This is a genomic window from Limnohabitans sp. JirII-31 (assembly GCF_002778315.1).
GTDB lineage: Bacteria > Pseudomonadota > Gammaproteobacteria > Burkholderiales > Burkholderiaceae_C > Limnohabitans.
In genome coordinates this window covers 83,177-105,082 of the sequence record NZ_NESA01000003.1, presented here as the reverse complement: position 1 = coordinate 105,082, position 21,906 = coordinate 83,177, and the positions used below count along the sequence as shown (strand labels likewise).

Below are 21,906 nucleotides of genomic sequence, written 5' to 3'. Positions count from 1 at the left end.
TCCTGCTTCTATTTTTTACCGTACGTCGGTGAACATTCATCGAATCGGTACGGAAACTATCCAGAATGAATTCTTTTCTATCGGCTTTCGCCAACGTCGTCTTGCCGGAAGGTTGGAAAACTCCAGCCTTGGCGCAGCTGACTCCTCAAGAAAACGTTTTAGCGTGGTTAGAGGTTGACTTAGACAGCCACTTGCATTTCGCGCGCGGGCTGCTGATTGTGACAGACCAGCGGGTGCTTTCAGCCAATTCCTCGGCTGGTTCCGAGCTGCAATGGTCGTCCTGGCCCATCGTGGCGGGCTTGGTGATGACACACACCGACCATGCCGGTGTGGGCACCTTGAGTTTGCTCAACAGCGCGCAACGCATGGCGAGCTGGCGCTTCACCTTGACCCACAACGTGACGGCGATGCGTCTGCAAGAAACATTCGCAGCGCGTGTCGAGGTGTTGACCCACGGCGCCAGCTTGCAAACGCAAACCGAGGCGCGTTGCCCGCAATGCAAATTGATCCTCGAACACGCGGGCGATGAATGTCCTGTGTGTCACCGCGAGCAGCATGCACCGCTTTCCACTTGGGGCTTGTTTCGATTGTGGCGGTTTGCCCGTCCTTACCAATGGCGTTTGTTGGCTGGTTTTTTGTTGACCTTAGCCTCCACGGCAGCCACCTTGGTGCCGCCCTACATGACCATGCCTTTGATGGACGAGGTGTTGATTCCTTTCCAAAACGGCCAACCCATCGACACCGCCTTGGTCACGATGTACCTGGGGGGTTTGTTGGGTGCTGCCATGCTGGCGTGGTGCCTGGGCTGGGCCAAGACCTACATCTTGGCCTTGGTGTCCGAACGCATCGGCGCGGACCTGCGCACCACAGCGTATGAGCACCTCATGCGCTTGTCGCTCGAATACTTTGGCGGGCGCCGCACCGGCGACTTGATGAACCGCATTGGCGCCGAGACCGACCGCATCTGCGTGTTCCTGTCACTGCACCTGCTCGACTTCGCGACCGATGTGCTGATGATTGTGATGACCTCTGCCATTCTGATCAGCATCGATGCGCACTTGGCCGCTGCCACTTTGCTACCCCTGCCGTTCATCGTGTGGTTGATTCACACCGTGCGCGACAAGCTGCGCACTGGCTTTGAAAAAATCGATCGTGTGTGGTCGGAGTTGACCAACGTGTTGGCCGACACCATTCCCGGCATTCGCGTGGTCAAGGCCTTTGCGCAAGAAAAGCGCGAAGCCAACCGTTTTCGGGACGCTAACAAACACAACCTGGCAGTGAACGACCGCATCAACTTTGTGTGGTCGCTGTTCTCGCCCACCGTCACGCTGATGACCGAGGTGGGCTTGCTGGTGGTGTGGGGTTTTGGTATTTGGTTGGTGTCGCAACACCAAATCACCGTCGGCGTGTTGACTGCCTTCTTGGCCTACATCGGGCGCTTTTACACACGGCTCGATTCAATGAGTCGCATCGTCTCGCACACCCAAAAAGCGGCAGCGGGTGCCAAACGTATTTTTGAAATTTTGGACCACGTCTCCAGCGTGCCCGAAGCCACGCAACCGCAAAAGTTGCCAACGCCGCTGCAAGGGCGCATCGACATCCAAGACGCAGGTTTTCGCTATGGCAACCGTGCGGTCATTCGCAACCTGAACCTCAGCATTCGCCCCGGCGAGATGATTGGTTTGGTGGGCCAAAGCGGCTCAGGCAAGAGCACCTTGGTGAACCTGATTTGCCGCTTCTACGATTTGAGCGAAGGTGCCATCAAGGTGGACGGCATCGACATCCGCAACATTGCCTTGTCGGACTACCGCAGCCACATTGGCCTGGTGCTGCAAGAGCCGTTCTTGTTCTTTGGCACCATCGCCGACAACATTGCCTACGGTGTGCCTGAAGCCACGCGTGAGGACATCGTGGCCGCAGCCCGTGCCGCCCATGCGCACGAGTTCATCTTGCGCTTGCCCCAGGGCTACGACTCGCTGGTGGGTGAACGGGGTCAGGGCTTGTCCGGCGGCGAACGCCAACGCATTTCGATTGCACGTGCCTTGCTGATCAATCCGCGCATCTTGATCTTGGACGAAGCCACCGCCTCGGTCGACACCGAGACGGAGCAAGAAATTCAAAAGGCCCTGGACAACTTGGTGCAAGGCCGCACCACCATTGCCATTGCCCACCGTTTGTCGACCTTGCACAAAGCCGACCGTCTGGTGGTGATGGAGCAGGGCGTGATGGTGGAAGAGGGCGACCACGACACCCTCATGGCCCGCCAAGGTGCCTACTGGCGCTTGTACGAGGCCCAAGCCAAAAATGCCGAAGCGGTGCAAGTCAAGCTGGACAGTTCACGTGACGAGGAGATGGCATGAGTGCCCCGTTTCAACTCAACCTGGACCCCTTTGGCAAACTCATCGTGCGTCTGGCTGATGGCACGCAGCATGTGGGTGCGGTGGTGGTGCGGGCATTTCCAATTGCGGAGCCTCAGCGCAGCATTTCCATCTTGAGCCCTGAGGGCAAAGAGTTGGTTTGGATCGATGACTTGGCCCAAGTGCCCGAACATGAACGCAGCTTGGTCGAACAGGCCTTGCAAGGGCGTGAGTTCATGCCCGAGATCACGCGCCTGGATGGTGTGAACAGTTTTTCCACGCCCAGCATTTGGCGGGTGCAAACCAACCGAGGTGCCACAGAGTTGGTGCTCAAAGGTGAAGAAGACATTCGCCGCCTGAGCCCCACCACTTTGATCGTGGCCGACGCGCACGGCGTGCAGTTCTTGATCCGCGACTTGCCCTCGCTCGACCGCCACACCCGCAAGCTGCTGGACCGGTTCTTGTAAAGCCTCAGCGGCCCTGACAGGCCACAAAGAGGTCCCGCTCGGCCTGGTACACGCTGGTTTGCACGGCCATGGCACCTAAGACAGAGTGAAACAAATGGTCGTGCGACAGCGCACGGTCACGCTGGTTCTTCAGACACGCGGTGCTCACACCGCTCCAGCGCTCAAAGCCGGGTGACAGCCAACTGATCATGGCCACATGTTTTTGCACATCAGGTGCCATGCCATAGGGCAGTCCATGCAAGTAGAGGTTGTTCTCGCCCAACGACTCACCGTGGTCTGACACGTACAGCATGGCGGGCGAGCTGCTTGTTTCTTGGGTCTTCAGCCACCCAATGAGTCGCGACAAAAAGTAATCGGTGAACACGATGGTGTTGTCATACGCATTGACCACTTGCTGGCGGTCACATTGCGACAGCGAATTTTCTTTGCACTCAGGCTGGAATTTTTTAAATTCAACCGGCGTGCGTTTGTAGTATGCGGGTCCGTGGCTGCCCATCTGGTGCATCACCACCACCGTGCCGCGTGCGCGTTTTTCAGCCGGAAGTTTGGCTAACTCGGCGTCAATGCGCTTGAGCATCACGGTGTCACGGCATTCGCCGTCTTCACACTCGCCAGCGATGTTGAGCGAAGAGGTGTTGACGTTGGGCACACGGTCACACTGGTCTTTGCACCCCGATTGGTTGTCCATCCACAGCACCGCATAGCCCGCGCGTTGCAACACATCGAGCAGGTTTTCCGATTCGTTTTTGCGTTTGGCAAACCCTTCTCGCCCAAGATGCGAGAACATGCACGGCACCGACTCGGCGGTGCTGGTGCCACAGGAGGTGACCTGGCGAAAGCTCACCACGTTCTCTTTGGCCAGCAGGGGGTTGGTCAGGCGTTCATAACCGTTGAGCGAGAAGTTTTTGCTGCGTGCCGTTTCGCCCAGAACCAGCACCAACAGCGGCGGATGTGCAGTGTCCGCACTTTTGGCTGTGTGTGCCGCGATGCGCGCATCTTCGCCCAAGGCTTGCATGGGGCCGCTGCGTTGTTCGGACGGAATCACCGTCAAATCAAGAATGGCATACACACTGTTGAGCGGGTTGATTTGGTAGCGCAACTGGGTGTGGTTGCGCATCAGCGAGGCAAAGTCTTGAAACACCAACTGGGTGGCACCCAGCATGACCAATAGCGCAGCCACACACAGTCCCGCATTGCGCAGCAGTTGTTGGCCCCAGCGCACGGGGGCCCAGGTTTGACGCCACAGCCACCACAGGGGCAGGCCTGCCACCCAGGCCACGGTCAGACCCAAGCCCACACTCAGCTGGTCGCGCGCTTCACGGCTGTCGGTTTGCAACACATTGATCAGCATGGGCGTGTCCACCACAATGCCATAGCTCAGCATGTAGTGGGTGGCAAACCCGGCACACAACAGCAAGAAGCTGATGGCCGGCTTCAAGGTCCAGCGCCATGCCAGGAGTGACAGCAAGGCGGTCAACGCGCTGGCAATGATCAACGCGAACGCCCCCCCAAAAGCGACTCCCCGCCAGCCTGTCAGGTCTGGCAAGGCCCACAAGGTTTGCCACAAGGCGATGTTGCCCACCACAGCCAGCCACAGGCTGCTCAGCAATACCAGACTCAAGGCTGAACGTGGTGCACGCTCAGGAGGATTTAAAAACATCATGCGCATGGGTCAGGTGGGCCAAGTGCTGTTGTGCTCGGGAACCATGGCCCGCCATCCCAGGCCATGGTCGATCTGTTGGCGCAAGGCATCTGCGGCTTCGGGCTCGCCGTGCACCACGTAGACCTGATCGGGCTTTTTTTTCATGCGACGCAACCAGCCCATCAACTGGCTGGCATCGGCATGGGCCGAGGACGATTCAAGTTGCACCACCTCGGCCTGAACGCTCACTTCTTGGCCGTGGATGCGCAGTGTGGCGCCGCCATTGGCCAAGGTTGCACCACGCGTGCCTGGGGCTTGGTAACCCGTGAGCACCACCATGTTGCGGTGATCCGGCAGGTAGTGCGCCAAGTGGTGCAGCACCCGTCCTCCCGTGGCCATGCAACTGGCCGACAAAATCACCATAGGTCCATGGCGTTTGGACAAGGCTTTCGATTGCTCGGGCGTCTCCACCATGGTGGCCACATGCTTCATGGCTTTGAGGGCTTGTGCATCGAGCCGGTGGGCGCCGGGGTGGCGTTGCATCAACTCGGTGGTGTGCACAGCCATCGGGCTGTCCAAAAAGACGGGCAGGCTGTGCGGGATATCGCCGCGCTGTTTGAGCAAGGCGATGGCGTGTAGCAAAGCCTGGGCGCGTCCTACCGCAAACACCGGCACCACGGCCACGCCGCCGCGCGCTGACACTTTCTTGAGCGCCGGGCCCAACTCCGCCAAGACGTTTTCGTGCGGGTGTTCGCGGTTGCCGTAGGTCGACTCGATCAACACCGTGTCCGCATTGGGCGGTGCATCGGGCGGGTTCATCAGCAAGTCGTCGGGACGACCCAAATCACCACTGAAGAGAATGCGCCGTCCAGCCACTTCAAGCAGCACACTGGCCGCCCCCAAGATATGCCCTGCCGATGAGAACGTGGCCTTCCAGCCCGGGATGGGCGAGAAGGTGTGGCCTAGGGTCTCGGCATGCAACAAGTCCAAACTCATCAGCGCATCGCGCTTGCTGTAGAGCGGCAAGGCCGGGCTGTGCTTGGACATGCCATGGCGGTTTAAAAACGCCGCGTCTTCTTCTTGCAGGTGGCCACTGTCGGGCAACAAGATCGCGCACAAATCGCAGGTGGCGGCCGTGGCATGCACGCGCCCCCGAAAGCCTTGACGTGCCAGCAAGGGTAAATAACCACTGTGGTCCAAATGGGCATGCGTCAGGATGACCGCCTGTATGTCCAGGGGCGCCACCGGCAGGGGAGACCAGTTGCGCAAACGCAGCTGCTTGTAGCCTTGGAACAAACCGCAATCGACCAGCAGGCGCTGACCTGCATGTTCAACCAAATACTTGGAGCCGGTAACCGTGCCGGTTCCGCCCAGGAAGGTGATGTTGACACTCATGCGTGAAGTATCTCCTGAATGTGTGGCGATACCTCACGCAGTATGAGCGCGCTGCGAGGCCTTGAACTCAGCTGAAAAAGCGTTTGAGTTTGTCAGCCCAGCCGCCTTCGGCGGGCGAGTGTTTGGAGCCCCCTTTTTTCAGGGACTCATCCAGCTCTTTGAGCAGCTTGCGCTGGTGCTCTGTCAGCTTGACGGGCGTCTCCACTGTGATGTGGCAGTACAAGTCGCCGGGGAAGCTGGAGCGCAAACCCTTGAGGCCTTTGCCACGCAGGCGGAACTGCTTGTCGTTTTGCGTGCCTTCAGGAATGTCAATCGCGGCTTCACCTGCCAGTGTGGGCACGGTGATTTCGCCACCCAGCGCTGCCGTGGTGAAACTGATGGGCACCGAGCAGTGCAGGTCATCGCCATCGCGCTCGAAGATGTCGTGCTTCTTGATGCGAATCTCGATGAACAAGTCGCCTGCCGGGCCACCGTTGGTGCCTGGCTCGCCGTTGCCGGTGCTGCGGATGCGCATGCCGTCGTCGATGCCGGCTGGGATTTTGACTTCGAGTGTTTTCTGGCGCTTGATCTTGCCTTGCCCATGGCAGCTGGTGCAGGGGTCAGGAATGATCTTGCCGGTGCCGCGGCAATGCGGACAGGTTTGTTGCACGCTGAAAAACCCTTGGCGCATTTGCACCTGGCCGCTGCCATGGCAGGTGCTACAGGTCTTGGGCGAGGTGCCAGGTTTGGCGCCCGTGCCGTGGCAGGTGTCGCACTCGTCCCAGCTCGGAATGCGCAGTTGCGCGTCTTTGCCGTGAGCAGCTTCTTCCAACGTGATTTCGAGGGCATAGCTCAGGTCGTTGCCACGGTAGACCTGACGGCCTCCAGCGCCGCGACGGGCTTGACCAAAGATGTCGCCAAAGATGTCACCAAAGGCTTCCCCGAAGCCGCCACCAAAGTCAGCGCCACCGGGGCCGCCGCGCATGTTGGGGTCCACCCCAGCGTGGCCGTACTGGTCATAGGCGGCACGCTTTTGCGGGTCCGACATCATCTCGTAGGCCTCTTTGACCTCTTTGAATTGGGCTTCTGCTTCTTTGGCTTTGTCCCCCTGGTTGCGGTCAGGGTGGTACTTCATCGCTAGTTTACGATAGGCCTTTTTGATCTCTTCTTCGCTGGCGTTTTTGGGGACGCCGAGAACTTCATAAAAATCGCGTTTGGACATGGTGCAGCGCTGTGTGGTGAGGGGCTGTATCTAACGACTTCGCCGCGTGTCCACCTGAAGCAGGTGAAACGCGGCGAAATTCGTCTCAAAGAAAGAGCGAGGGCTTAACCCTTTTTGACTTCTTTCACTTCAGCGTCGACCACGTTGTCGTCGGCTGGTTTGGCTTGCTCGGGCGCACCTGTGGCACCGCCGGCAGCGGCTTGGTTGGCTTGCATGTCGGCATAGACTTTTTCACCCAGCTTTTGAGCCGCAGTCATCAGGGCTTCGGTCTTGGCATCGATCTCGGTTTTGTCTTCGCCCTTCAAGGCTTCTTCAACTTCTTTGATCGCGGCTTCGATTTTCTCTTTCTCACCGGCGTCGAGCTTGTCACCGTGCTCACCCAAGCTCTTTTTGACACTGTGCACCGCGGCATCGGCCTGGTTGCGCGACTGCACGATTTCAAGTTTCTTCTTGTCTTCGGCAGCGTTCAACTCGGCGTCTTTCACCATCTGCTGAATCTCGGCTTCCGACAAACCAGAGTTGGCCTTGATGGTGATCTTGTTTTCTTTGCCCGTAGCTTTGTCTTTGGCGCCCACGTGCAGGATGCCGTTGGCGTCGATGTCAAACGACACTTCAATTTGTGGCGTGCCACGTGCGGCGGGGGCAATGCCTTCGAGGTTGAACTCACCCAGCAACTTGTTGCCCGTAGCCATCTCACGCTCGCCTTGGTAGACCTTGATGGTCACCGCTGGCTGGTTGTCGTCGGCGGTCGAGAAGGTCTGCGCAAACTTGGTGGGAATGGTGGTGTTCTTGGTGATCATCTTGGTCATCACACCGCCCAGGGTTTCGATGCCCAAAGACAAAGGTGTCACGTCCAACAACAACACATCGGTGCGGTCACCCGACAACACCTGGCCTTGGATGGCGGCGCCCACAGCCACGGCTTCGTCAGGGTTGACGTCACGGCGTGGCTCTTTGCCGAAGAACTCTTTGACCTTGTCTTGCACCTTGGGCATGCGGCTCATACCGCCGACCAAGATCACGTCGTCAATGTCGCTCACCGACACACCCGCGTCCTTGATGGCCATGCGGCAAGGGGCAATGGTGCGCTCGATCAACTCGTCCACCAGCTGTTCCAGCTTGGCGCGGTTGAGCTTGATGTTCAGGTGCTTGGGGCCTGAAGCATCGGCGGTGATGTAGGGCAGGTTGATGTCGGTCGAGGCCGAGCTGGACAACTCGATCTTGGCCTTTTCAGCGGCTTCTTTGAGGCGCTGCAAGGCCAACACGTCTTTGGACAGGTCGACACCGGATTCCTTTTTGAACTCGGTGATGATGAAGTCGATGATGCGTTGGTCAAAGTCTTCGCCACCCAAGAACGTGTCGCCGTTGGTGGAGAGCACTTCGAATTGCTTCTCGCCATCGACGTCAGCGATCTCAATGATCGACACGTCAAACGTGCCGCCACCCAAGTCATACACGGCAATCTTGCGGTCGCCCTTTTCGGTTTTGTCCAAACCAAAAGCCAAGGCCGCAGCCGTGGGTTCGTTGATGATGCGCTTGACATCCAAGCCTGCGATGCGGCCTGCGTCTTTGGTGGCTTGGCGCTGTGCGTCGTTGAAGTAAGCGGGCACCGTGATGACGGCCTCGGTCACTTCTTCGCCGAGGTAGTCTTCGGCGGTTTTCTTCATCTTGCGCAAAATTTCAGCGCTGATTTGCGGAGGTGCCAACTTGTTGCCACGCACTTCCACCCAAGCGTCGCCGTTGTCGGCTTTGCTGATGGTGTAGGGCATCAAGTCGATGTCTTTTTGAACTTCTTTTTCAGCGAACTTGCGGCCGATCAAACGCTTGACGGCGTACAGCGTGTTGCGTGGGTTGGTCACGGCTTGGCGCTTGGCGGATGCGCCCACCAAGATCTCGCCGTCTTCTTGATACGCAATGATCGACGGCGTGGTGCGTGCACCCTCGGCGTTTTCAATCACCTTGGTGGTGTTGCCTTCCATGATGGCCACGCACGAGTTGGTGGTGCCCAAGTCAATACCGATGATTCTTCCCATGTTCTTACTCCAGTGATTTTTAAAATTCAGATGAACGGTAGATGTGGATCACCCTGCCGTTTTCAAGTGTTTATTTCGGTGCCGTCACCGTGACCAAGGCTGGGCGCAGCACGCGCTCGGCAATCAGGTAACCCTTTTGCAGCACAGCCACGATGGTGTTGGCCTCTTGTTCGGCGGGCACCACGCTGATGGCTTGGTGCTGTGCCGGGTCAAACTTGGCGCCTGTTGCGGGGTTGATGGCGATCACCTTGTTGCGCTCCAGCGCACTGGTGAGTTGACGCAGCGTGGCTTCGGCACCCTCGCGAATTTGCTCAGGCGTGGCGGTTTGCACGGCCAGGCCAGCTTCCAAGCTGTCGACCACTGGCAGCAGGCTGTCGGCAAAACTTTCTAACGCGAACTTGCGGGCTTTAGAAACTTCGTCGTCGGCACGGCGGCGGGCGTTTTGCACCTCGGCCTGACCACGCACGTACTGGTCTTGCAGTTCAGCGGTTTTAGCTTGCAGGATGGCAATTTCAGCCTGGGCTGCTGTCAAAGGGTCCAGGGGGGCAGCATTGTCAGCGGTGGTGGTTTCGGTGCCTGGCGTCGCAGGCTGCTCGGCGTCAGGGGCCGCTGGATGGGGGTTTTGTGTGGGGTCAGACATGCTTCTTGTGCGTTGAGTGAGGCTTGTTTGTGTGAGATCCAGCAAAGCTGAGGGCAGCCAACCCTATTTCAAGAGGGGTTTTGAAAAAAATACCGAACAAAACAAAGCGGGGCTGTGAGCCCCGCCAGGTTGCGTGAGAACTCGGGCTGCGTGGGTTTATGCCAAGCCCAGCAACTCCACATCGAATTTCAGCGTGGCGTTGGGGGGAATCACACCGCCCGCGCCACGTGCACCGTAGCCCAAGCCAGGAGGAATGATCAAGGTGCGTTGGCCACCGATCTTCATACCTTGCACGCCTTCGTCCCAGCCTTTGATGACCATGCCCGCGCCCAGCGGAAAGTCAAATGGGTCGTTGCGGTCACGGCTGGAGTCGAACTTGGCACCTTGCTCGCCGTTTTCATACAGCCAGCCGGTGTAATGCACGGTCACGTGCTGGCCAGCGGCTGCGGTGTCGCCTTCACCCACCACGTGGTCGGTGTATTGCAGGCCGGAAGGGGTGGTGTTCATGGCAAATCCTTGAGGGTCAGAAATCGAAGCCTTAGAGTGTAGCGGCCCCGTGTTCAGCCCCGGCTTGCCCTGGGTGCGCGCCCTCAGGTGGGGGCGAGGTAGATCTTTTGCAGCAGTCGGGTCAGGGTTTTGATTTCGCTCGCTGTCAAAGCTGCTGCCGCACTCAGGTCTGAGTCCAGCGCCGTGGCTTCGGCCTCTTGCATCAGGGCCGCGCCTTTGGCGGTGAGCGACAAGCCCATGGCCCGCCCATCGGTCGGGTGGGGGCTGCGGCTGATGAGCTGGCGCTTTTCAATGTCTTTGAGCAGCCCCACCAAATTGGGCGGCAAGATGTTGAGCGCGCTGCACAACTGGCGTGAGGTGATGCCGGGGTTGTGCCCAATCAAGGACAGCACCGAAAAATCCACCGGACGCAGGTCATAGGCCGCCATGCGCTCCATGAAGCGGCTGATGATGGTCAGCGCGGCCCGCCGGGTGTTGTAGCCCAGCAGGGTTTCCAGGTAGCGGGTGTCGAGTTCGTCGCTCATGCGCTCATGTCACGCACGGATGCACTGCGTGCGCACCATCTGCGCGCGCATGTCAAATTCGGGCAGCACCCAGGCGCGCAAGGCGGCGGCGGGTGCGTGCCAGCGGGTGGCGGTGTCGTTTGTTGCCGGGAGGGCTTGTACGGCGACGTCAATTTGCGTCCAGCTCCAAGCCAGCAAGGCCAGGGTGGCCAGGCGCAGGTAGTCGCCTGCCACCCAGCTCAGGCGCACCGCGCCGTCGGGCGCTTGTGCCGTGGCCAGGGCTTGGGCGGTGAGCGCACGCAGCTGGGCAAACAAGTCCAGCACTTGGGCCTCATGCACGTGACTGGCAGACAGGCCAAGGGCCAACTCGTCCAGGGTGGTGTGCAAGGCGGCACCGCCGTCGGCCACGACCTTGCGCATCAGCAGGTCGATGGCTTGAATTTCGTTGGTGCCCTCGTAAATCATGGCAATGCGGGCGTCGCGCAGGTTTTGCTCAATGCCCCATTCGCTCACATAACCGTGGCCGCCAAACACCTGTAGGCAGTCACTGGCGCCATGAAAACCTTGCTCGGTGCAGGCGGCTTTCAAAATCGGGGTGGTCAGTGCGCACCAGCGTTGCGCCGATTCGCGCTGCGCGGCGTCGGGGTGGTGTTTGGCGATGTCCAGCGCCAAGCCGGTTTTGTAGGCCAGCACGCGCGCGCCATCGACCCAGGCGCGTTGTGTGTCCAAGATGCGGCGCACGGCGGGGTGCTCAATGATCAAATCGGTGACCTCGCCCTTGACCCCAACCGGTTTGGGCGCGCGCATCTGGCGGCGCTCGTGGGCGTAGGCATCGGCTTTTTGCCAAGCGGCGTCGAGCAGGCCCACGCCTTGCAAGGCCACGTGCAGACGGGCGGCGTTCATCATCACGAACATGGCGTTGAGGCCACGCCCAAGCTCACCGACCAGCCAACCGGTGGCCTCGTCAAAGCGCATCACGCAGGTGGGGCTGCCGTGGATGCCCATTTTTTCTTCAATGCGTTCGCAGTGCACCGCGCTGCGGCTGCCGTCGGCGTAGAACTTGGGCACCAAAAACAACGACAGGCCCTTGGGGCCGGGCGGCGCATCGGGCAGACGCGCCAGCACCAGGTGCACGATGTTGTCGGTCAGGTCGTGCTCGCCGCCTGAAATGAAAATCTTGGTGCCCCGAATTTGGTAGCTGCCATCGGCTTGGGGCACGGCACGGGTGGTGGCCAGGCCCAAGTCGCTGCCGGCATGGGGTTCGGTCAGGCACATGGTGGCCAGCCACTCGCCCGTGCCCACCTTGCTGGCGTATTGCGCTTGCAGGGCCTCGCTGGCGTGGTGTTTGATGCACTCATAGGCGCCGTGCAACAAACCCGGTGCCATGGTCCAGCCATGGTTGGCGGCAGACAGCCATTCGTACAGCACGCTCTCCAGCACCGCAGGCAAGGCTTGGCCGCCGTCTTCGGTGGCTGTGGTCAGCGAGGCCCAGCCGGCTTGCCAAAACGCTTGGTAGGCGTCTTTGAAGCCGGGCGGTAGGGTGACGGCACCTTGGTGCCACTGCGCGCCCACTTCGTCGCCACAGCGGTTCAAGGGCGCAATTTCAGCGGCCACAAACTTGCCTGCTTCTTCCAACACTTGGGCCATCAGCTCGGCATCGACTTCTTGAAACACAGGCAACTCGGCCAGGCGCTCAGGCGCGCGCAGCACCTGGTTCAAGATGAATTGGATGTCGTCGAGGCGGGGTTGGTAGTCGCTCATAGGGCTCAGGCTTTGGCGCGTGCAGCGCCCAGGTAGGTGTCGATCACGCGGGCGTCTTGCGCCAAGTCAGCGGCGTTGCCATGCAGGCTCACGTCGCCCATCTCCAGCACATAGCCATGGTCGGCCACGGCCAGCGCGGCGCGGGCGTTTTGTTCCACCAACACAATCGTCACGCCGGTCTGGCGCAGCGTCTCGATGATGGCGAAGATTTCTTTGACGATCAGCGGTGCCAGCCCCAGGCTGGGCTCATCGAGCATCAGCACTTCGGGGCGCGACATGAGCGAGCGGCCCACCGCCAGCATTTGGCGCTCGCCACCCGACAGCGTGCCAGCGAGCTGGGTGCTGCGTTCTTTCAAGCGCGGGAACAGGTCAAACACATCGGCCATGCGTTCGCGCCATTGGCGGTTGCCCAGGCGCATCTGGCGAAAACCGCCCAACTCCAGGTTGTCCAGCACCGTCATGCTGCCAAACAGCTCACGCTTTTCGGGCACCAGGGCCAGGCCCAGCAAGACACGTTCTTCCAGCGTCAAGGCGCTGATGTCTTCGCCGTTGTAGAGCACTTGGCCACGCGTGGGCAGCAAGCCCATCAAGCTGTTGAGCAAGGTCGATTTGCCAGCGCCGTTGGGGCCGATCACGGTGATGACCTGGCCTTTGTCGGCATGCAGGTCGATGCCGTGCAGCACTTCGGCTTTGCCGTAGCCAGCGCGCAAGGCGCGCACTTCAAGCAAGGGGTGTGTCATGGCGGGGCCTGCTCAGTGTTCTGTGCCCAGGTACGCAGCGCGCACCACCGGGCTTTGTTGAATCTCTTCGGGGGTGCCTTCGGTCAGCAAGGTGCCGAACTCCATCACCACCAGGTGGTCACACACTTGCATGACCAAGTCCATGTCGTGCTCCACCAGCAAGATGCTCACGCCTTCGTCGCGCAGTTGGCGCAGCACATCGGCCAGCCCTTGTTTTTCTTTGTGGCGCAAACCGGCCGCGGGTTCGTCCAGCAACAGCAGGGCGGGGTCGGCACACAGAGCACGGGCAATTTCCATCAGGCGTTGTGGGCCCATGGCCAGGTTGCCTGCCAACTCGTGCATCAAGTGGCCAATGCCAATGCGTTCGAGCTGGCGTTGGGCTTCTTTGAACAGCTGTTGTTCTTCGCGTGCGTTGGTGCCCAGCATGCCTGCCAGCACGCCCTGGTGGCCACGGCTGTAGGCGCCCAGTGCCACGTTTTCCAGCACGGTCATGTCGGGAATCATCTTCACGTGTTGGAAGGTGCGCGCCATGCCACGGCGCGCAATCTCGCGTGAGGGCAGGCCGCTGATGGTCTCGCCCCGAAAGCGCACCACGCCCGAGGTGAGCGACAACACGCCGGTGATCAGGTTGAAGGTGGTGGACTTGCCCGCGCCATTGGGGCCAATCAAGCCCACAATTTGCCCGGCCTTGATTTGAAAGCGGATGTCGTTGACCGCCACCAAGCCGCCAAACTGTTTGCGGATGTCTTGCACTTCCAGCACCAATTCGCCGCGCGCGGGTTTGCTGCGTTCACTCAAATGCGCGGCCGCGCTCCAGTTGACTTCGCGGTCGCGGCGTGGCACCCAGCGCGCCACCAGTGACCACAGGCCGTCGGGCAGGTACTTGAGCACCATCACCAACGCAATGCCAAACACAATCACTTCGTAGCTGCCGCTGGTGCCAATCAACTTGGGCAACAGCACCTGGAGTTGGTCGTCGAGCAGCTTGATCAGGCCTGCGCCCACGACTGCGCCCCAGATGTGGCCCACGCCACCGACCACGGCCATGAACAGGTACTCGATGCCCATCTTCAAGCCAAAGGCTGAGGGGTTGACGGTGCGCTGAAAGTGCGCCATCAGCCAACCCGCCACCGAGGCCAGCAAGGCCGCCATCACGAAGGTGATGACTTTGTAGCGAAAGGTGTTGATGCCCATGGCCTCGGCCATTTGGGTGCCGGTCTTGAGCGAGCGGATCACGCGCCCCACGCGCGAGTCGAGCAAGCGGTCAAAGCCCATGGCGGAGGCGATCAGCAGCAACCAGGTGAGCACAAAGAAGGGGCGACCCTGGCCAATGTCAAAGCTGCCGATGGACAGGCTCTTGAGGCCCAGCAAACCGTCGTACTTGCCCAGTGCATCGAGGTTGCCCATCAGGTAGTACAGCGACAGACCCCAAGCGATGGTGGCCAGTGGCAGGTAGTGGCCCGACATGCGCAAGGTGATGAGGGCCACCACCAGCGCACTGATGCCCGTGAGCGCCAAGCCGACGAACAAGGTCAGCCAGGGGGAGATGTCCAGGTTGAGGGTCAGCCACGCCGTGGTGTAGGCCCCAATGCCGACAAACGCAGCCTGACCAAACGAGGTCAAGCCCGCCACGCCGGTGAGCAAGACCAGCCCCAGGCAGGTCAGCGCATACAGGCCGATGTAGTTGAGCTGGAAGATCCAGAAGTCAGGCATGGGCAGCACGGCCACCACAGGCACCAAGGCAAACAAAGCCGGCCATTTGAAACGCAGCAGAGACATCTCAATGGTCCTCATCAGAGTGGCCGCTTTGCAGCGAACGCCACAGCAGCACAGGAAGAATCAGGGTGAACACAATCACCTCTTTGAAAGCGCTGGCCCAAAACGAACCAAACGACTCGACGACGCCCACAAACAAGGCCCCCAGCATGGCACCGGGGTAGCTGGATAAACCGGCCACCACGGCGGCCACAAAACCTTTGAGGCCAATCAGAAAACCCGAGTCATAAAACACGGTGGTGGTGGGGCCAATCAAGAGGCCCGAGACGGCCCCAATCAAGGCCGCCATCATGAAGGTGAGCTGGCCCGAGGTGTGGGTGGAAATACCCATCAAGCGCGCACCGGTGCGGTTGACTGCGGTGGCGCGCAAGGCTTTGCCAAACAGGCTGCGTTCAAAGAACAACCACAACAAGGTGATGAGGGCTGCCGCGACGGCAAAGATGATCAAGGTCTGGCCCGACACACGCACCGGGCCGAGCTCAAAGTTGTCACCCCAGAACGCTGGGTTGCGGTAACCCTCGGCACCAAAGAACAGCAAACCAAAACCGGTCATGGCAAAGTGCACGCCGACTGAGACGATCAGCAGCACCAAAGGGGTGGCGTCTTCCAGCGACTGGTAGGCCACGCGATACACCAGAGGGCCAAAGGTGGTGACGATGGCCACGCTCAACACTGCTTGCACGGCGAGGGGGAGTTGTTGCGGTGCGGCCCAGATGGTGAGGCCAGAAATCAGCACGGGCGCGACCAAGGTTTTGAGCGCCGCACGCACGGCGCTGCCCCAACGGCCGTCGTGCCGCCAGCGGGCCAGCAGCTCCATCACACTGGCGCAAGCGGCCAAGATGAGTAGCAACCACACGGTGCCGGGCACTTTGCCGGTTTGCAAAATGGCCAGCGTCAACGCACCATAGGCGACGAACTCGCCTTGCGGAATAAAGATCACGCGGGTGACGGTGAACACCAGCACGGTGGCCAGGCCCAACAGGCCATACACCGCGCCGTTGGTGACGCCGTCAAGCAGCAAGATGCTGGCAATTGAAAAATCCATGGGCAAAGGCCTCAGTGCAATCAGAAACGAAACAGGGTGGCGCAGCGCTTGGTGAAGAGGCACTGCGCCACAGGGGCGGACTTATTCGACCTTGAATTGGCCGTCCACGACCTTGAGCATCACACCGGTTTCCATGGTGTAGCCCCAGTGGTCAGCGGGTGTCCAGTTCATCACGCCGTGGGCAAAGATGGTGCGACCCATGGTCTCCAGGCTGTCACGCAAAGCGGCGCGGAACTCAGGCGTGCCGGGCTTGGCTTTTTTCAGCGCCAGGGGCACTGCTTTTTCCAGCGCGATTTGGGCGTCATACGAGTGACCGGCAAACTGGTTGCGGGTGTTGGGGCCCATGGCTTTTTCGTACTGCTGCACGAAGGCGATGGACACCTTTTTGGAGGGGTGGCTCTCAGGCAATTGCTCGGCGATCACGGCGGGGCCTGACACCACAAACGTGCCTTCCACGGTTTTGCCACCGACGCGCATCAGGTCTTGGGTGGCTGCGGCGTGGGTTTGGTAAATCTTGCCTTTGTAGCCACGCTCAGCCAAACCCATTTGGGGCATGGCGGCACCGCTGCCAGAGGCCACCACCAGCACGGCATCGGGGTTGGCGGCGTTGATCTTCAAGGCTTGTGGGGTCACGCTGGTGTCGGTGCGGGCAAAGCGCTCGGTGGCGACGATTTTGATGCCGGCTTTGTCGAGCTGGGGGGTGATTTCTTTGAGCCACTGTTCGCCATAAGCGTCGGTGTAGCCCAAGAAACCGATGGTCTTGACGCCTTGCTTTTTCATGTGCTCGACCACGGCGTGGCCCATCACGGTGTTGGACTGGGGCAAGCGGAACAGCCACTTGTCTTTGCCTGCGGGCACACCCACGGGCGAGCCAGCCATTTGCACGGTGCCTGCTTCGCTGGCGATGTCGGTCATGGCAGCGGCCACGGCGGTGATGCACGAGCCGATGATGAGGTCCACCTTGTCTTCGGTCACAAAGCGACGGGCATTGGCCGCGCCTTTGCCGGGGTCGGTGGCGTCATCGAGCACGATGAGGTTGACTTTTTCACCCGCAATGGTTTTGGGGAACAGCTTGAATTGGTTTTGCATTGGAATGCCCAGACCCGAGCCAGGGCCGGTCAGCGACAGGCTGACGCCGATGTTGATGTCGGCCAATGCCGCCGTGCTGATGAGCGTGGCAATGGCGGTGGTGATGAGGCTGGTTTTGAGTTTCATGGTTGTCTCCTAGTGGGATGAAATTGCAGGTGAAAAATTAACGCGGTGACATGCGCAAAGCGCCGTCCAAGCGAATCACTTCGCCGTTGAGGTGGCCGTTGGTCACGATATGGCACGCGAGTTGGGCAAACTCTTCGGGTTTACCCAAGCGGGATGGAAAGGGAATGGAGGCCGCCAGCGATTGCTGCACAGCCTCGGGCAAGGTCTTCATCAGCGGTGTGGCAAACAAGCCCGGGGCCACGGTGCACACGCGGATGCCGTGTTGTGCCAGGTCGCGTGCCATGGGCAAGGTCATGCTCACCAACCCCCCTTTGCTGGCGCTGTAGGCCTGTTGACCGACTTGGCCGTCGAAGGCGGCCACCGAGGCGGTGAACATCATCACGCCACGTTCACCATCTTCACCGGGCGAGAGCTTGGCGCAGGCGGCGGCAAACAAGCGGCTGATGTTGTAAGCGCCAATCAGGTTGACGTTGACCACGCGGGCAAAGTCTTCCAGCGGGGCGGCGTTGCCGTCTTTGCCCACCACGCGTTTGGCGGTGCCGATGCCGGCGATGTTCATCAAGATGCGGGCGGCCCCGAGGGCCGCCGTGGCGGCGTCGAGTGCGGCTTGCACGCTCTCGGTTTGGGTGATGTCGCAATGGCAGGCGATGGCGGTGCCCGCGCCATGCTGGGCGTTGAGTTGCTCGGCCACTTGCTGCGCCAACGCGGCGTTGACGTCGAGCACGGCCACCTTGGCGCCCAGGCGGGCCAACTCTCGGGCGGTGGCTTCACCCAGGCCTGAGGCGGCACCGGTGACGAGGGCGGTTTGTCCTTGAATGTGCATGGGGGTCTTTCTGTGCGTTGAGTGCGTGTGATGTGCCAGCGCTCAGGCCTGCGCTTGGGGCAACAAGGTGTGTGGGGCCGTGCCGTCGTGCAGGGCTTGCACCAAGGCGTCGCGGTGTTTGAGCACGGCGCGTTGGTTGATGGAGCCTTTGTCGGTGACTTCGCCTTTGTCGATGGACGGCGGCTCACTCAGCAACACGGCACGGGCCACGCGCGAGGCGCTGCCGGTGGCATGGCTGGACAGTTCGTTGAGCACGGTTTGAAAATGCGCCAGCACCGGGACGCTGGCCAGCACCTCGGCCAACGAGGCGTGTGCGTCCAGGCCACTCAATGTACGCACCGCCGCGGTTGGGAAAATCATGGCACCGACTTCGCGGCGGTTGAGCCCGGTGATGACCACGTCTTGGATGTAAGGCGCACCTGCCGCAATGATCTTGCCCCGCAAGGGGCCCACGCTGACAAAGGTACCTGTCGAGAGCTTGAAGTCTTCGGCGATGCGGCCGTCAAAGCGCAGACCTTGATGCACGTCGCTGGGGTCGATCCAGGTGACGGCGTCGCCGGTGCAAAAGAAGCCTTCTTCGTCAAAGTGTTCGCGGGTTTCTTCAGGCGCGCGCCAGTAGCCGGGCGTGATGTTGGGGCCTTTGTAGCGCACCTCCACCTTGTCGCTGTTGGGCACGAGCTTGAGTTCCAGGCCCGGGGTGGGAACCCCCAAGTCGCCCGACTTGACGCGCGGGCTGGTGACAAAGATGGCAAAGGGGCCGGACTCGGTCATGCCGAGGCCCGTGCTCATCACAATGCGTTCGCCAATTTCACGCTCCTGGCTCTCGAACAGGCTGTCCCAGATGGGTTGCGCCAGCGCCGCACCGGCGTAGAAAAACATCTGCACGCGCGACAGCAGGTTTTTGCGCAAGGCGTCGTCGGTTTTCATGGCGTTGGCAATGGCCTCGAAGCCGGTGGGCACGTTGAAGTAGACCGTGGGCGCGATCTCGCGCAGGTTGCGCAAGGTCTCGGCCATCAGGGCCGGGGTGGGCTTGCCGTCGTCGATGTAGAGCGTGCCGCCGTTGTAGATCACCATGCCAAAGTTGTGGTTGCCACCAAAGGTGTGGTTCCACGGCAGCCAGTCCACCAGCACCGGGGGCGAGGCCGCGAGCACCGGCATGGATTGGCCCATTTGCTGTTGGTTGGCGCACCACATGCGCTGTGTGTTGATGACCGCTTTGGGCAGCTTGGTGGAGCCCGAGGTGAACAAGAACTTGACGATGGTGTCGGGCCCGGTGGCCTGCATGGCCGCGTCCACCGCAGGGGTGTCGGGTGTGTTGAGCAAATCGGCAAAAGCGGTGCTGGCGCGACCGTCCAAGCTGCCTTGGTGCAGCACCACTTCCACGTCAGCTGCCACGGCGGTTTGGATGGCTTTGCCATAACGCTTGGCGTCTGATGCAAACACCAAGCCCGGCGTGAGGGTGGTGAGGATGTGGCGCAGCTTGTCGTAGTCTTGGCTGATGGTGGAGTAAGCCGGCGAGGCCGGGCAATACGGCACACCGGCCAACATGCAGCCCAGCGCCAACAGGGCGTGCTGTAAATCGTTCTCCGACAAGATGACCACCGGACGTTCCGCGTTGAGCCCACGGTTGATCAGGCTTTGCGCAATGCGGCGGGCGCTGGTCAGGGCTTGGGCAAAGCTGATGTGCTGCCAGTCGCCCGTGCTGCCGTCGGCATTTTTGTGGCGGCGGGCAAACAGGGTGCGTTCGGGTGCGTGCTCGGCCCAATGCACCAAGCGGTCGGTCATCCGCATGGCGTAAGGCGTCAAGTCTTGGTCGGCCCGCATGTAGCGCGTGCCTGCTGTGCCTTCGCGCATCTGGACGCGCGTCACCCCAAACTTCATCTCGCGAAACTTTGTTGTCATCGGTGTCTCCAGTGTGTGTGCCGGGGGCGGGCTGCTTGAGGCCGCGCCGTTCTTATGCGCCGTTCTTGTGCAGGGCCTTAGCTTTTTTGCACCTTGCCCGCGCGGCCTTCCAGGAAGTCGCGCACACGTTGCTTGGCTTCAGGGGCGGACTGGGCGATGGAGGCCATCAGGGCCTCGGTCAAAAAGCCTTGGTCGGCCGGCTGCTCGGCAATGCGGGGCAGGGCGTGCATCAGGGCGTAGTTGGTCAACGGGGCGTTGGTGGCAATGCGCTGGGCCAACTCCAACGCTTTGTCAAACGCGTTGCCGGTGGGCACCAGGTATTGGGCGAGGCCAATGCGCTCACCATCGACGGCGTTGTAGACACGGCCCGTCATCATCATGTCGGTCATGCGGGCCACGCCAATCAGGCGCGGGATGCGCACCGAGCCACCGCCACCCACAAAAATACCGCGCGAGCCTTCGGGCAGGGCATAGAAGGTGGACTCATCAGCCACCCGGATGTGGCAGGCACTGGCCAGCTCCAAGCCGCCGCCCACCACGGCACCGTGCAAAGCAGCCACCACGGGCACCGGGCCGTATTGCAGGCGCTCCAGCGCCACGTGCCACGAGCGTGAGTGGTGCATGCCTTGCCCGGCGTCACGTTCTTTGATTTCGCTCAAGTCCAGCCCTGCGCAGAAGTGTTCGCCATCGCCGTCGATCACGGCGGCACCCGCGTGCTCGGGCAGGTTTTCGAAGATTTTGCGGATCGACGCCACCAGGCTGTCGCTCAGGGCATTGCGCTTGGTGGGGCGCGTGAGACGGATCACGGCGATGTTGTCGCGCATCTCGAAATGGATGTCTGGCGTGCTCAGGTTCATGGTGAAAGACTTTCGTGACAGGGGCGGGTTTGTTGGGTTGCATTTCAGCTGCGTTTGAATTATGGTTATGAAAAATAACTAAATAATCCGGACTTACCCTAGTCCATCACCGCTTAACTTTCACAGGAGATTGCCTCGCATGGACTACAAAAACCTCATCGCCATTGACATCCACACCCATGCCGAGGTGAGCTGTCGCAACCCGTTTGACAACTATGGCGAGGAGTACGACCGCGCTGCCGACAAGTTCTTTGGCAGCAACCGCCGTCCCACCATTGATGAGACGGTGGCCTACTACCGTGAAAAGAAGATCGGCTTGGTGATGTTCACGGTCGACAGCGAGTCGCAACTGGGGCGTCGCCGCATCCCGAACGAAGAGATTGCCGACGCCGCCAAGGCCAACAGCGACATGATGATTGCATTTGCCAGCATCGACCCGCACAAGGGCAAGATGGGCGCACGTGAAGCGGAGCGCTTGATCCAGGAGGACGGCATCAAGGGCTTCAAGTTCCACCCCACGGTGCAGGGCTACCACCCCTACGACAAGATGGCATGGCCGATTTACGAGGTGATCAACCACTACAAGCTACCGGCAATTTTTCACACCGGCCACAGTGGCATTGGCAGTGGCATGCGCTGCGGTGGGGGCTTGCGCTTGGCCTACAGCAACCCGATGCACTTGGACGATGTGGCCATCGATTGGCCCGACATGCAAATCGTCATGGCCCACCCGAGCTTTCCGTGGCAAGACGAGGCACTGAGCGTGGCCACCCACAAGCCCAATGTGTGGATCGATTTGTCGGGCTGGAGCCCCAAGTACTTTCCAAAGCAACTGGTGCAGTACGCCAACACCTTGCTCAAGGACCGTGTGTTGTTCGGCAGCGATTACCCGTTGATCACACCCGAGCGCTGGATGAAAGACTTTGAAGTGGCCGGTTTCAAGCCCGAGGTGATGCCTGGCATCTTGAAAGACAACGCGGTGCGTCTGTTGGGCCTGGACAAAGCCGCTTGATGCGCACGAGTTGCTGGGGCTGATCCAGCA

The 21,906-nt window shown here is 60.5% G+C and carries 18 protein-coding genes; 3 read left to right on the top strand and 15 right to left on the bottom strand.

Translation table 11 applies throughout. The features are described 5' to 3' along the window. Nucleotides 1-65: 65 nt before the first annotated feature. A complete protein-coding gene (locus tag B9Z41_RS05580; protein WP_100146004.1) occupies nt 66-2,360 on the top strand; it encodes an ABC transporter ATP-binding protein in 2,295 nt (764 codons plus the stop codon). After that, on the top strand, nt 2,357-2,824 hold the full coding sequence (locus B9Z41_RS05575) for a DUF1854 domain-containing protein (RefSeq protein ID WP_100146002.1): 468 nt from the start codon (nt 2,357-2,359) through the stop codon (nt 2,822-2,824). Before B9Z41_RS05580 ends, B9Z41_RS05575 begins: the two co-directional genes overlap by 4 nt. 4 nt (nt 2,825-2,828) lie before the next feature. On the opposite strand, the gene B9Z41_RS05570 is transcribed toward B9Z41_RS05575, so the two are convergent. The 15 genes from B9Z41_RS05570 to B9Z41_RS05500 all read right to left on the bottom strand — a co-directional run bounded on the left by B9Z41_RS05570 (nt 2,829) and on the right by B9Z41_RS05500 (nt 20,864). After that, nucleotides 2,829-4,493 carry a phosphoethanolamine transferase gene (locus B9Z41_RS05570; RefSeq protein WP_100146000.1) on the bottom strand — a complete coding sequence of 555 codons (1,665 nt, stop codon included), beginning with the start codon at nt 4,491-4,493 and terminating at the stop codon, nt 2,829-2,831. Between the two features lie 3 nt (nt 4,494-4,496). Further along, the gene (locus B9Z41_RS05565) at nt 4,497-5,861 is read right to left on the bottom strand and encodes an MBL fold metallo-hydrolase RNA specificity domain-containing protein (RefSeq protein WP_100145998.1); all 1,365 of its coding nucleotides are present in this window, start codon (nt 5,859-5,861) and stop codon (nt 4,497-4,499) included. Nucleotides 5,862-5,928: 67 nt separating this feature from the next. Then, nucleotides 5,929-7,062, bottom strand: coding sequence for a molecular chaperone DnaJ (gene dnaJ / locus B9Z41_RS05560; protein WP_100145996.1), 1,134 nt, complete (start codon nt 7,060-7,062; stop codon nt 5,929-5,931). Nucleotides 7,063-7,166: 104 nt separating this feature from the next. Continuing rightward, nucleotides 7,167-9,095 carry a molecular chaperone DnaK gene (gene dnaK / locus B9Z41_RS05555; protein WP_100145994.1) on the bottom strand — a complete coding sequence of 643 codons (1,929 nt, stop codon included), beginning with the start codon at nt 9,093-9,095 and terminating at the stop codon, nt 7,167-7,169. A 70-nt stretch (nt 9,096-9,165) separates the two neighbouring features. Next, on the bottom strand, nt 9,166-9,735 hold the full coding sequence (gene grpE / locus B9Z41_RS05550; RefSeq protein ID WP_100145992.1) for a nucleotide exchange factor GrpE: 570 nt from the start codon (nt 9,733-9,735) through the stop codon (nt 9,166-9,168). 156 nt (nt 9,736-9,891) lie between these two features. After that, entirely contained in the window at nt 9,892-10,242 is a 351-nt protein-coding gene (locus tag B9Z41_RS05545; RefSeq protein WP_100145990.1) for an FKBP-type peptidyl-prolyl cis-trans isomerase, read from the bottom strand. 83 nt (nt 10,243-10,325) lie between these two features. Beyond that, nucleotides 10,326-10,766 (bottom strand): MarR family winged helix-turn-helix transcriptional regulator, encoded by a 441-nt coding sequence (locus B9Z41_RS05540; protein ID WP_100145988.1) that lies wholly within the window; start codon nt 10,764-10,766, stop codon nt 10,326-10,328. Nucleotides 10,767-10,775: 9 nt separating this feature from the next. Then, on the bottom strand, nt 10,776-12,506 hold the full coding sequence (locus B9Z41_RS05535; RefSeq protein ID WP_100145986.1) for an acyl-CoA dehydrogenase family protein: 1,731 nt from the start codon (nt 12,504-12,506) through the stop codon (nt 10,776-10,778). 5 nt (nt 12,507-12,511) lie between these two features. Continuing rightward, nucleotides 12,512-13,246 carry an ABC transporter ATP-binding protein gene (locus tag B9Z41_RS05530; RefSeq protein ID WP_100145984.1) on the bottom strand — a complete coding sequence of 245 codons (735 nt, stop codon included), beginning with the start codon at nt 13,244-13,246 and terminating at the stop codon, nt 12,512-12,514. A 12-nt stretch (nt 13,247-13,258) separates the two neighbouring features. Further along, nucleotides 13,259-15,025, bottom strand: a complete 1,767-nt coding sequence (locus B9Z41_RS05525) for an ATP-binding cassette domain-containing protein (RefSeq protein ID WP_100145982.1) — start codon at nt 15,023-15,025, stop codon at nt 13,259-13,261. A 1-nt stretch (nt 15,026) separates the two neighbouring features. After that, a complete protein-coding gene (locus B9Z41_RS05520; RefSeq protein WP_100145980.1) occupies nt 15,027-16,067 on the bottom strand; it encodes a branched-chain amino acid ABC transporter permease in 1,041 nt (346 codons plus the stop codon). 81 nt (nt 16,068-16,148) lie between these two features. Beyond that, nucleotides 16,149-17,282, bottom strand: a complete 1,134-nt coding sequence (locus tag B9Z41_RS05515) for an ABC transporter substrate-binding protein (protein WP_100145978.1) — start codon at nt 17,280-17,282, stop codon at nt 16,149-16,151. Nucleotides 17,283-17,319: 37 nt separating this feature from the next. Then, on the bottom strand, nt 17,320-18,105 hold the full coding sequence (locus B9Z41_RS05510) for an SDR family NAD(P)-dependent oxidoreductase (protein ID WP_100145976.1): 786 nt from the start codon (nt 18,103-18,105) through the stop codon (nt 17,320-17,322). A gap of 42 nt (nt 18,106-18,147) precedes the next feature. Next, nucleotides 18,148-20,007 (bottom strand): feruloyl-CoA synthase, encoded by a 1,860-nt coding sequence (locus tag B9Z41_RS05505; RefSeq protein WP_100145974.1) that lies wholly within the window; start codon nt 20,005-20,007, stop codon nt 18,148-18,150. 77 nt (nt 20,008-20,084) lie between these two features. Then, on the bottom strand, nt 20,085-20,864 hold the full coding sequence (locus tag B9Z41_RS05500; protein WP_199172943.1) for a crotonase/enoyl-CoA hydratase family protein: 780 nt from the start codon (nt 20,862-20,864) through the stop codon (nt 20,085-20,087). 139 nt (nt 20,865-21,003) lie between these two features. Here B9Z41_RS05500 and B9Z41_RS05495 point away from each other — a divergent pair, with 139 nt between their 5' ends. Then, nucleotides 21,004-21,876, top strand: coding sequence for an amidohydrolase family protein (locus B9Z41_RS05495; protein WP_100145972.1), 873 nt, complete (start codon nt 21,004-21,006; stop codon nt 21,874-21,876). Nucleotides 21,877-21,906 lie beyond the last annotated feature (30 nt).

What these genes read in the sequence shown, in the direction of transcription:
- B9Z41_RS05570 (WP_100146000.1), bottom strand. Translation starts at nt 4,493, where the DNA reads ATGCGCATGATGTTTTTAAATCCTCCTGAGCGTGCACCACGTTCAGCC.
- B9Z41_RS05565 (WP_100145998.1), bottom strand. Translation starts at nt 5,861, where the DNA reads ATGAGTGTCAACATCACCTTCCTGGGCGGAACCGGCACGGTTACCGGC.
- B9Z41_RS05520 (WP_100145980.1), bottom strand. Translation starts at nt 16,067, where the DNA reads ATGGATTTTTCAATTGCCAGCATCTTGCTGCTTGACGGCGTCACCAAC.
- dnaJ (WP_100145996.1), bottom strand. Translation starts at nt 7,062, where the DNA reads ATGTCCAAACGCGATTTTTATGAAGTTCTCGGCGTCCCCAAAAACGCC.
- B9Z41_RS05500 (WP_199172943.1), bottom strand. Translation starts at nt 20,864, where the DNA reads ATGAACCTGAGCACGCCAGACATCCATTTCGAGATGCGCGACAACATC.
- B9Z41_RS05530 (WP_100145984.1), bottom strand. Translation starts at nt 13,246, where the DNA reads ATGACACACCCCTTGCTTGAAGTGCGCGCCTTGCGCGCTGGCTACGGC.
- B9Z41_RS05535 (WP_100145986.1), bottom strand. Translation starts at nt 12,506, where the DNA reads ATGAGCGACTACCAACCCCGCCTCGACGACATCCAATTCATCTTGAAC.
- B9Z41_RS05495 (WP_100145972.1), top strand. Translation starts at nt 21,004, where the DNA reads ATGGACTACAAAAACCTCATCGCCATTGACATCCACACCCATGCCGAG.
- B9Z41_RS05505 (WP_100145974.1), bottom strand. Translation starts at nt 20,007, where the DNA reads ATGACAACAAAGTTTCGCGAGATGAAGTTTGGGGTGACGCGCGTCCAG.
- B9Z41_RS05580 (WP_100146004.1), top strand. Translation starts at nt 66, where the DNA reads ATGAATTCTTTTCTATCGGCTTTCGCCAACGTCGTCTTGCCGGAAGGT.
- B9Z41_RS05575 (WP_100146002.1), top strand. Translation starts at nt 2,357, where the DNA reads ATGAGTGCCCCGTTTCAACTCAACCTGGACCCCTTTGGCAAACTCATC.
- B9Z41_RS05540 (WP_100145988.1), bottom strand. Translation starts at nt 10,766, where the DNA reads ATGAGCGACGAACTCGACACCCGCTACCTGGAAACCCTGCTGGGCTAC.
- B9Z41_RS05525 (WP_100145982.1), bottom strand. Translation starts at nt 15,025, where the DNA reads ATGTCTCTGCTGCGTTTCAAATGGCCGGCTTTGTTTGCCTTGGTGCCT.
- B9Z41_RS05515 (WP_100145978.1), bottom strand. Translation starts at nt 17,282, where the DNA reads ATGAAACTCAAAACCAGCCTCATCACCACCGCCATTGCCACGCTCATC.
- dnaK (WP_100145994.1), bottom strand. Translation starts at nt 9,095, where the DNA reads ATGGGAAGAATCATCGGTATTGACTTGGGCACCACCAACTCGTGCGTG.
- B9Z41_RS05545 (WP_100145990.1), bottom strand. Translation starts at nt 10,242, where the DNA reads ATGAACACCACCCCTTCCGGCCTGCAATACACCGACCACGTGGTGGGT.
- grpE (WP_100145992.1), bottom strand. Translation starts at nt 9,735, where the DNA reads ATGTCTGACCCCACACAAAACCCCCATCCAGCGGCCCCTGACGCCGAG.
- B9Z41_RS05510 (WP_100145976.1), bottom strand. Translation starts at nt 18,105, where the DNA reads ATGCACATTCAAGGACAAACCGCCCTCGTCACCGGTGCCGCCTCAGGC.